Source organism: Longibaculum muris, from assembly GCF_004343035.1.
Lineage (GTDB): Bacteria > Bacillota_I > Bacilli_A > Erysipelotrichales > Coprobacillaceae > Longibaculum > Longibaculum muris.
In genome coordinates this window covers 1-9996 of the sequence record NZ_SMCQ01000043.1, presented here as the reverse complement: position 1 = coordinate 9996, position 9996 = coordinate 1, and the positions used below count along the sequence as shown (strand labels likewise).

Annotated in this window: 6 protein-coding genes and 1 other RNA gene; all 7 read left to right on the top strand. The window is 27.9% G+C overall.

What is annotated here, in order from left to right:
• Positions 1 to 378 precede the first annotated feature (378 nt).
• The 7 genes from EDD60_RS15855 to tkt all read left to right on the top strand — a co-directional run bounded on the left by EDD60_RS15855 (position 379) and on the right by tkt (position 9882).
• The gene (locus tag EDD60_RS15855) at positions 379 to 2508 is read left to right on the top strand and encodes an ATP-binding cassette domain-containing protein (protein ID WP_066443916.1); all 2130 of its coding nucleotides are present in this window, start codon (positions 379 to 381) and stop codon (positions 2506 to 2508) included.
• Positions 2495 to 4231, top strand: coding sequence for an ABC transporter ATP-binding protein/permease (locus EDD60_RS15850; RefSeq protein WP_066443914.1), 1737 nt, complete (start codon positions 2495 to 2497; stop codon positions 4229 to 4231). Before EDD60_RS15855 ends, EDD60_RS15850 begins: the two co-directional genes overlap by 14 nt.
• A gap of 462 nt (positions 4232 to 4693) precedes the next feature.
• The gene (yfmF, locus tag EDD60_RS15845) at positions 4694 to 5968 is read left to right on the top strand and encodes an EF-P 5-aminopentanol modification-associated protein YfmF (RefSeq protein ID WP_066443911.1); all 1275 of its coding nucleotides are present in this window, start codon (positions 4694 to 4696) and stop codon (positions 5966 to 5968) included.
• Positions 5955 to 7247: an EF-P 5-aminopentanol modification-associated protein YfmH gene (gene yfmH / locus EDD60_RS15840; protein WP_066443910.1), complete on the top strand. Its 1293-nt coding sequence runs from the start codon at positions 5955 to 5957 to the stop codon at positions 7245 to 7247. Before yfmF ends, yfmH begins: the two co-directional genes overlap by 14 nt.
• A gap of 161 nt (positions 7248 to 7408) precedes the next feature.
• A non-coding RNA gene (gene ssrS, locus EDD60_RS15835) (6S RNA) lies at positions 7409 to 7570 on the top strand.
• A 20-nt stretch (positions 7571 to 7590) separates the two neighbouring features.
• Positions 7591 to 7821 (top strand): DUF896 domain-containing protein, encoded by a 231-nt coding sequence (locus tag EDD60_RS15830; protein WP_066443908.1) that lies wholly within the window; start codon positions 7591 to 7593, stop codon positions 7819 to 7821.
• 87 nt (positions 7822 to 7908) lie between these two features.
• Positions 7909 to 9882: a transketolase gene (tkt, locus tag EDD60_RS15825; RefSeq protein WP_066443906.1), complete on the top strand. Its 1974-nt coding sequence runs from the start codon at positions 7909 to 7911 to the stop codon at positions 9880 to 9882.
• Positions 9883 to 9996 lie beyond the last annotated feature (114 nt).

Here is a 9996-nt window from a genome sequence, read left to right as displayed (position 1 = left end):
TTACGATATAAAAGTAATAAAAAGTTGACAAAAAAATAAAGCATCTATCAATGCTTTTTGAATTATACACATATCTAACTGTCAAAGACCCGAAAATTAACAGAATTAATATGAAGAAAATATACAGAAAAACAAATAAAAAATAATGTATTTGTTGATTTATTGACAAAATAATATATTGACTCTATAATAAAGATAATAAAAGCGCTTTCAAAAAAGTATAATAAAACGAAACTATCCAAAAATTAGGTTTATGTATTAGAATTGCATTACCAGTTTTATTTACTTATAATGCATCAACAAAGAAATTGACAGTTCAATAAATCATTGTAAGCACATCAATAACAATTGATATGCTTTTTAGAAAGGAGTTTTCATATGCTGGACGTAAGAGATTTAAGTTTTAGTTATGGAAAAGAAACAATATTTGATAATACTCGTTTAACTGCAATAATAGGAGAACTAACTATTATTAAAGGTGAAAGTGGTAGTGGGAAAACTACATTATTAGATATTCTTGCGTTAAAATATGGAATACATTGTGATTTTTATTTTGATAATCTTGATTTAAAGATAAAAGAAAATAAAAAAAATTATCAGGATCATCTTTACTATATGTCACAAAAGCCGATATTTTGTTATGACTTGACACTTGATGAACAGTGGAGCTTGCTAAGAAAAATGTATTCTGCGCATCCCCAATTGGAAGAATTTATTTCTTTAATGGGACTTGATGATAAAAAATCTAGTTATCCTTCACAATTATCTGGAGGAGAACAATTAAGAGCAATGATTATTAATATGTTTATTATTCAGCCACAAATTATCTTAATGGATGAACCAACAGCTTCATTAGATGATGAATATAAAACGAAGTTTATTCAATTATTGCATATATTAAAAGAGAAAAGTTATTTAATTATTGCAACTCATGATCCTTATTTATTTAAAGAAGGAGATAAAATTTATGAAATAAAGGACCAAAAATTTCATCTTATAAAAGATTCTCAAGTACAAGAAAAAGAATTTATAATTGATGCATTGAAAAAAAATAATATCAACTGGATTCTATATTTTTTTATAATGAAAAAGCACCATATATTTAAAGAAATCTTTACTTGTCTTCTTGTTTCATTAGCCATTATGATTTGTGCGTTTTCTACTAATATAGATAATGGTTTTTTAAGTTCTTTTGAAGAAAATTTGAAAACAAAAAATAACCAAAGTGTACTTGTTTATAAATCACTTGATTCTAGATATCCAACATATAATTTTGATATAACGAGTTCGACTTATTTTCCTATTACAGATATTGAGCAAAAGAGTATCTTAGACATACAGCACATAAAACAAATCAAGCCCAAAATTATATTATCAACTTATGTAGATGAATTATCTGCTAAAGAAATTTTACCATCTTTTCATATTTTGAAAGATAATGAAGAAATTTATAATTATAACGATACAATTGAGCAATTAAAATCTGATAACAATTATAATTATTACAATCTTTTTATAGAGGGAATTGAAGAGACTGAGATTGAAAAGTATCAGACTTATTCCTTTGATAAACATGAAAAAGGTTTATATTTAAATCAAAGTTTATTAAATAGACTTCAATTAAAAGCAGATGATCTTAAAGATTGCTTAGTAAAGATAAAGGTTGGTATTCCAACTTATGATGTTTCAGGGGCAATGGAAATCACTATACCTTCAGGTGAGATGGAAGAAGAGTTTGCTGACGATGATTTTAGTCCTGCTAATCTTATTAATTGTCAATCAGTAGAATTATTACTTCCAATCAATGGAATTTTAGAAACAGGATATGAAAGTAATACACTCGTTACATCTGATTATGCAATGTATATGCTTTCTGATTCTTTAGAAGCCTTAGCTAGATCAAATCCTGTTGATAAAGGTTATACAGTATTTCGTAAAGATACTGAGGATGGAATGATTGAAGTTGAATCACAAAAAGATGCTGATTTAGTTTTTGTTTATACACCTTGGCAGCCTAACGCTTATACTGTTGCAATTGATCATATAGAGAATATGCAGTCAGTAGTTAATGAACTAGAAAATTTAGGGTATACAGTTGACTGGGAATATAATCAATACCAAAGTTATGCAGAATCTATTCGTTCGACTAAAGAAATGGCTAAAGTTATTAGTTTTTCTTTTCTATTTTTCACTATTCTAATAGTAAGTGGTTTTCATTTTTTAAAAGGTAAAGAAGAACAGAAATTGAATTTATGGTTAAATCATATTGGATATTATCGTAAGAAAGATATTATTAAAGTAAAGTTACAGAAGTATTTATTGAATGCTATGATAACAGCTATAGTATCATATGTTCTATTATGGATAGTGAACTATATTTCTATTTATGTTTACTATACTCCATACATTATTAATATCAAATCATGGCTTGTTATTATTGGTATTTCTATCATAAGTCAAACGATTATTCCTATTTTATGGGAGGGTATTTATCATGTTAAAAATTAACCATTTAAATATTTCATTTGCAAAACCACTTTTTAATAATCAAAATTTAGAAATTAAGAATAATTGTTTGACTCTTTTAGTTGGAGAAAGCGGTTGTGGGAAAACCACTTTATTATATAAGTTAGGTTTAATTGATTTTCATAAGAAAGATTGTTCATATCAGATTGATGATACCGATATAACAGAATTTCATCATAAGAAAAAAACTATTTTGAGAAGATATGATATTGCTTTTGTATTTCAGGATTATATTCTTTATGATCATTTCAATGTATATGAAAATATTCAGTATTATGCTTCTTTAGTAGGCAATGAAATATCAGCAGATAAAGCTAAAGAATATTTGCATAAAGTTCATTTAGATATCCCATTAGATAGATCACTTTATGCAATGTCTGGTGGACAAAAACAAAGATTAGCTATTGCTTGTGCATTAACTAAAGAAACACCAATACTTATACTTGATGAACCTACAAGTGCTTTAGATACAGAAAATGCTAGAATAATATTTGAAATTCTATCAGAACTTAAGAAAGAAAAGACTATTATTATAACAAGTCATAATCAAATAGCTCGTGAGTATTGTGATGAAGTTGTTCAAATTGAAGATGGTATCATTACAAAAATAGTTTCTAAGGATATACAAGAAAAACCAATAAAAATCATTCAAAAAGGAACTCACCTTCCTTTAAAAACATATTTTAATTATTTGAAAAAACAATATTATTTTTCTAAGAAAATGAAGGTATTTATTGCTTTTGTTAATATAATGATTATTATATTTTGTCTAGTGACTTCTCAAGTCACAAATAATTTTATCTCAGAAAGTAAATCTATAGTTTCTAAGGATAATCCAGGATGGATGTATGTTCCATCTTTACAAAAGCAAGATATTGATAAACTTAAAATAGATTCTTATTATCCATATTATAATGTTTCGCTGAATCTTTTAGATAAATCATATCCTGTTGTACCTTATTATGATGAAATAAATATTAATAATAAGATATGGACAAGATTTGATTTATCTAAAGAACAAGGCTTTTATTTCAGTCATAAGTTATATTATAAAAACAGCCACTTGATTGTTCCAACCCAATCTATCAATTTTTATGATACAAATAACCATATTGAGATATCATTGCTTTATAAAGGAATACTTTTAAAGGGACTAACATCTGAATATATTGATTCATCTGAATTTATATATATGCATCAAAAACTGATAGAGGAAAAATTAAAACCAACAGAAATATCTGGATATACTCTATTTTGTCATAATATTGATGATTTTACAGAACTTAAACTTAAATTAGAGAATCTGAATTATAAAGTAACTACATTTAGTGATTATGATCAAATTATTAGTTACATTGAAATGTTAAATACAATTCAAAAAATTGTAATGACATGTCTTATTTGTTTTGGTTTAATGACTTTATACTTCTTATATAGATCATATTTTCATACTCGTGAAAAAGAGTTTGCATTATTAAAATGTATTGGCTTAACAAATATGAATATCATCACATTGGTTTTATTTGAATCATTTATTATGAATATTTTGAGTTTCATTATAATGAGTGTAGGAATTTATTGGTTTGTTAATTATTCTTTATTGGAGTTATTGCTTTTTGAAAGTATTTTATTACTGGGTATAGGTATTATTATTAGTATAATGACTTATAGACTTCAACCAATACAAGTATTGAGGAATGAATAATAAAAGGAAATAAATATATGTAATGAATGAATTAAGAATAACAAATGAAATATATTGAATGGTGGTATACTTTTAGATAAGAGTTAATAAAGAATTAAATCAAAGAGATTATCAGTTGGTATTAAGAAACATAATGAATTTTTTTGTGAATCTTTTTAAGTTTAATCAAAATAATGTAGATTAGTATATTCTTAATATAAGAACATAGATATTAATTTAAATCTTATTGATTATGTTAAATATCTCAAAGTACCTTTATTGCTTATTCAAATATATAAGCTGTGCTGTATTTTAAATAAATGCTTAATTCATATGTGGGTATAGTATATGCAAAAGATAAATTATTTATATAGACAAAAAGGTTTACTATGTAAAAAGACAAAGATGAAAGTCTTGGTCTTTTTTATTTTTATTTTGTAAAAAATTGAGTATAATAGTAATATGTGAAAAAAAGGAGGATTTATGAAAACTGTATATCAAATGCAGGGATATACGCTACATCTTATCCCTACAAAAAAATTTAAAACAATGACAATATCTTTGCGTTTGCAAAGTCCTTTATTAAAAGAAACAACAACTTTAAGAACATTATTAACCTTTGTTTTAATTGCAGCTACAAAAAAATATCCATCAACAAAGCTTCTCGCAAGTTATTTAGATGAAAATTATGGAGCACGTTTATCAACGAATGTTGCAACAAAGGGTGAATCTCAAGTTATTAATCTTTATACAAGTTTTGTCAATGATGTTTATTTACCACATCAAGAACATTTATTAGAAAAACAACTTCAATTATTGAGTGATTTGTTTTTTGATCCTTTTGTTGAAAATGATGCTTTTGATCAAACAATTGTAGAATTAAAGAAAAAAGAATTAAAAGAAAGATTACAAGTCAATAAAGATGATAAGTTTTCCTATTCATTAGATAAGCTTTTTGAACATATGGGAAGAAATCAAACTCTAGGTATTCCAAGTACTGGTTATGAAGATAAGATTGATGAAATTGATGGAAAAATGCTATATCAGTATTTCTTAAAATGTATTAAAGAAGATGAAAAACATATTTATGTTGTGGGAGATGTAGATGAAACAATTGTTGATGTTTTCCAACAATATTTGAAGTTTCCTGAAAATCATCAAGATTATCCATCAGCGTATACTTTTAAGAGTCAACATCCTGATGTCTTGGAAATTATTGAGAAACAAGATATTACTCAATCAAAATTAAATTTAGGTTATCAAATTGATTGTGACTTTATATCTGAACAACATTATGCGTTTACTGTATTTAATGCGATTTTTGGGGGCTTTTCACAATCACGCCTTTTTAAAGTTGTTAGAGAGGAAAATAGTTTATGTTATTATGTTTCATCAAGTTATGATGCATTTAATGGGATTATGATTGTGAATGCAGGTATTGAAGCTAAAGATTATCATAAGACAATGGACTTAATTCAACAGGAATTAAAAGCTATTCAAGATGGACAAATCGAAAAACGAGATATTGATGTTGCTAAAATGATGCTTGAAAATTCATTAAGAAAAACAAGTGATGAAGCTGGCAGTATGATTGCTCTAACTTATAATAGAGATATTACACATAAGGTAGAGTCAAATGATGAATATATTGAAAAATTATTAAATGTAAGTCAAGAAGATATTATTAAAGTGGCTAAACAAGTGCGTTTAGATACTATTTTCTTCCTTACAGGAAAGGATTTCGATGAAAACAATTAATTATCAAACACTTCAAGAAACGTTATATTTCGAAGAAATGGATAACGGTTTAAAAGTTTATTTGTTGCCAAAAAAAGGTTTTTCAAAAACATATGGTTTATTTTCTACATGTTTTGGTTCTATTGATACAACTTTTGTGCCAATTGGTGAAAATGAAATGTTGAAAGTTCCTGATGGAATTGCTCATTTTCTTGAACATAAAATGTTTGAAATGGAAGATGGGGATGCTAGTGATGGTTTTGCTAGATTAGGCGCAAGTACCAATGCTTTCACTTCTTCATCAAGAACAGCTTATTTGTTTAGTACCACAACACATGAAGATGAGTGTATAGAATTGTTATTAGATTTTGTTCAAGATATTTATCTAACAGAGGAAAATGTAGAAAAAGAAAAGGGGATTATTAATCAAGAGATAGGTATGTATGATGATGATCCTGATTGGCGTTGTTATTTTGGAAGTATCCAAAATCTTTATCAAAATCATCCGGTTAAAATTGATATTGCGGGAACTGTGGATACTGTTCGTGAAATTGATAAAGATACTTTAGAAAAATGCTATCATACTTTCTATCATCCTAGTAATATGATGTTGTTTGTTGTCGGAAATATTGATCCGCAAAAGACTATGACATTAATTCGTGAAAATCAAGCAAAGAAACATTTTGAAAAGGAAAATCAAATTCAAAGAGAGAATGTTGATGAACCTCAAGATGTTGATCAGGATGAATTGATTTTAAATATGGATGTTGTGATGCCAAAATTAATTGTCTCTATGAAAATTAATGATATTTTAACGGAACCTTCACAAAAATTAAAACGTGAATTATCAATGAATTTATTACTAGATTTACTTTTTGCAAAAAGTTCTAAGCTTTATGAGGATTGGATGCGTCAAGGGTTCATTAATGATAGTTTTAGCGCAAATTTTACTCAAGAAAGAAATTATTCTTTCTTACAAATTGGTGGCGATACGCAAGAACCTGAAAAACTACGTGATAAAATTTATGAATTGATTGAATCGATTGATTCTTTTGAAATAGATGAAGCTGATTTTCAAAGAGTCCAAAAGAAAAACATTGGAATTTTAATTGGTGTATTTAATAGCCCAGAAAGTATTGCAAATATGTTTAGTCGTTATTATTTTGAAGGGATTATGATTTTTGATTTGATTGATTGTTTAGCATCTTTATCACTTGATGATGTTAATCAATTAAAATCACTTTTTGATAAGAAATATTTAAGTACATGTATGATTAAACCAAAAGAAAATGGCCAATAGGTCATTTTTGTTGGTTATTGATCTTTTGCTTTTTTAATAATCTTCGTTTCAAAGTTTTAAAAATAATATATGATTTTTAAAAGAAATTGTTAGGAAAATAATAACTCAACTATTTGGTATGAATTGGTTGTTTACAGATTTAAATTTTATGCTATAATGTGATTGACCTAAGAGATATATGTATTTCCTACACGATAGATAAGGGAATCTGATTGTTGGTCGATGGTGTTGAAAGCCTATCTTGAATAGGAATCCTAAAATCGAACACAAGATGCCCACCTGTATATACCAGGGATTTAATCTAAAAAACTCTTAGGTCTTTCTTTTTTTAGGAGGATTAAAAATGGCTAAAATCAGTGATGAAATGATTCAAGAAATTAATGCACTTGCTCATAAGAGTAAAACTGTTGGTTTAACTGAGGAAGAAAAGAAAAGACAACAAGAATTAAGACAGGAATACTTACGTATATTTAGAAGTGGGTTTAAGCAACAACTTCAAAGTATTAAAGTTGTTGATGAAAAGGGCAATGATGTCACTCCACGAAAATTAAAAAAAGCAAAAAAAATGAATTAAAATGCAGAAAATTGTCAAATAGGTATTTGCTATTGTATTAAATTTGTGTATAATAACCGTGAGTGTGTTTAGGAGGAAAATAAGGAAATGAATCAATCGGAATTATCGATAGCAACAATTAGATCTTTAGGAATTGATATGATTAATAAAGCTAATTCTGGACACCCTGGAATGGTTCTAGGTTCTGCGCCAGCGTTGTATGCTTTATTTACAAAAGAATTAAAAGTTTTCCCAAAGGAATCAGATTGGTTTAATAGGGATCGTTTTGTTCTTGCCAGTGGGCATGCATCTTCGTTATTATACAGTTTATTGCATTTATCAGGTTTTGATTTATCAATGGATGATTTAAAATCATTTAGACAATGGGGAAGTCGTACTCCAGGACATCCAGAAGTAGAATTAACTGATGGTGTTGATGCTTCAAGTGGACCTTTAGGTCAAGGAATTCCTATGGCTGTAGGGATGGCAATGGCTGAACGTTATTTAACAGAACGTTATAACAAAGATGAATTTGAAGTTGTTAATCACTATACATATGCTTTATGTGGTGATGGTGATATGCAAGAAGGTGTCACTTATGAGGCTGCTTCTTTAGCGGGTCATTTGGCACTTGGAAAACTTATTGTTCTTTATGATTCAAATCATGTAACATTAGATGGACCATTAGATTATTCATTTAGTGAAGATGTGAAAAAACGTTATGAAGCAATGAATTGGCAAGTTATTTGTGTTAATGATGGAAATGATGTTGCGGCTATTTTAAAAGCAATTAAAAAAGCAAAGAAAGAAAGCTTTAAACCATCTCTTATTATTGTTGATACAGTTATAGGTTATGGATCTGCAAATCAAGGAACAAGCAAAGTACATGGTGCACCATTAGGTAAAGAAGATGGAAAAGCTGCTAAATTATCTTATGGTTTTGACCATGAAGAATTCTTTGTACCAGAAGAAGTTTATGAAGATTTCCGTAAAAATGTTTTCAATCGTGGAAAACGTTGCTTTAATAAGTGGAAAAAGATGATGCGTGAGTATAAGAATGTTTATCCTGAACTTTATAAAGAGTTATCTGATGATGTAAAAGGGTATTATTCATTTGATTATTCAACATTTATTAATGATTATCCTGAAGGATTAAGTGAAGCAACACGTAATACAAGTGAAAAAATCATTAATGAAATTGCAAAACAAAATCCGGCTTTCTTATCAGGTACAGCTGACTTAGCTTCATCAACAAAAACAACAATTAAAGATGGACAACGTTTTAGCTGTGATGATTATAGTGGACGTAATTTATATTTTGGTATTCGTGAATTTGCGATGGTATCTATTATGAATGGTATGACTTTACATAAAGGTGTAAAAGTCGCTTCAGGTGGTTTCTTAGTCTTTAGTGATTATTTTAAAGCTGCTTTAAGAATGGCATGTTTAATGCATTTACCAATTGTCTTACCATTATCTCATGATTCTATTGCTGTTGGTGAAGATGGTCCAACGCATCAACCAGTTGAACAATTAGCAATGATGCGTTCAATGGTTAATATTCAAGTAATTCGACCAGCTGATGCCTTTGAAATGTGTGCTGCATGGAAAAAAGCAATGGAAACAAATGATCGTCCAACAGCTTTAATCTTAACAAGACAAAATGTTACAAATGTAACAAATGCAACATATGAGGACGTATGCCATGGTGCTTATATTGTTTCAAAAGAAGATCAAAAATTAGATGGTATTATTATTGCAACTGGTAGTGAAGTTGAACTTGCATTAAAAGCTCAAGCTGAATTAAAACAAAAAGGACAAGATGTTCGTGTTGTTTCTATGCCATCAATGGAATTGTTTGATCAACAAAGTGATGAATATAAAGAGTCTGTTTTACCAAAAGATGTTAGAAAACGTCTTGGAGTTGAAATGGGTACTGATTTTGGTTGGTATAAATATATTGGATTAGATGGAAAGATGATTTCTGTTAATCAATTTGGGGCAAGTGCTCCAGCAAATATTGTCATTGAAAAATATGGCTTTACTGTAGAAAATGTTGTGAATACATTTTTATCAATGTAAAATGAACTGCTAATATTTATGGTAATCTAGAATAACGTGTGGTCTCCAATTATTGGAGTCTAGATTATCATGGGGTAAATAACACCCCAAACAATTGAACTGGTGATAAAGGTG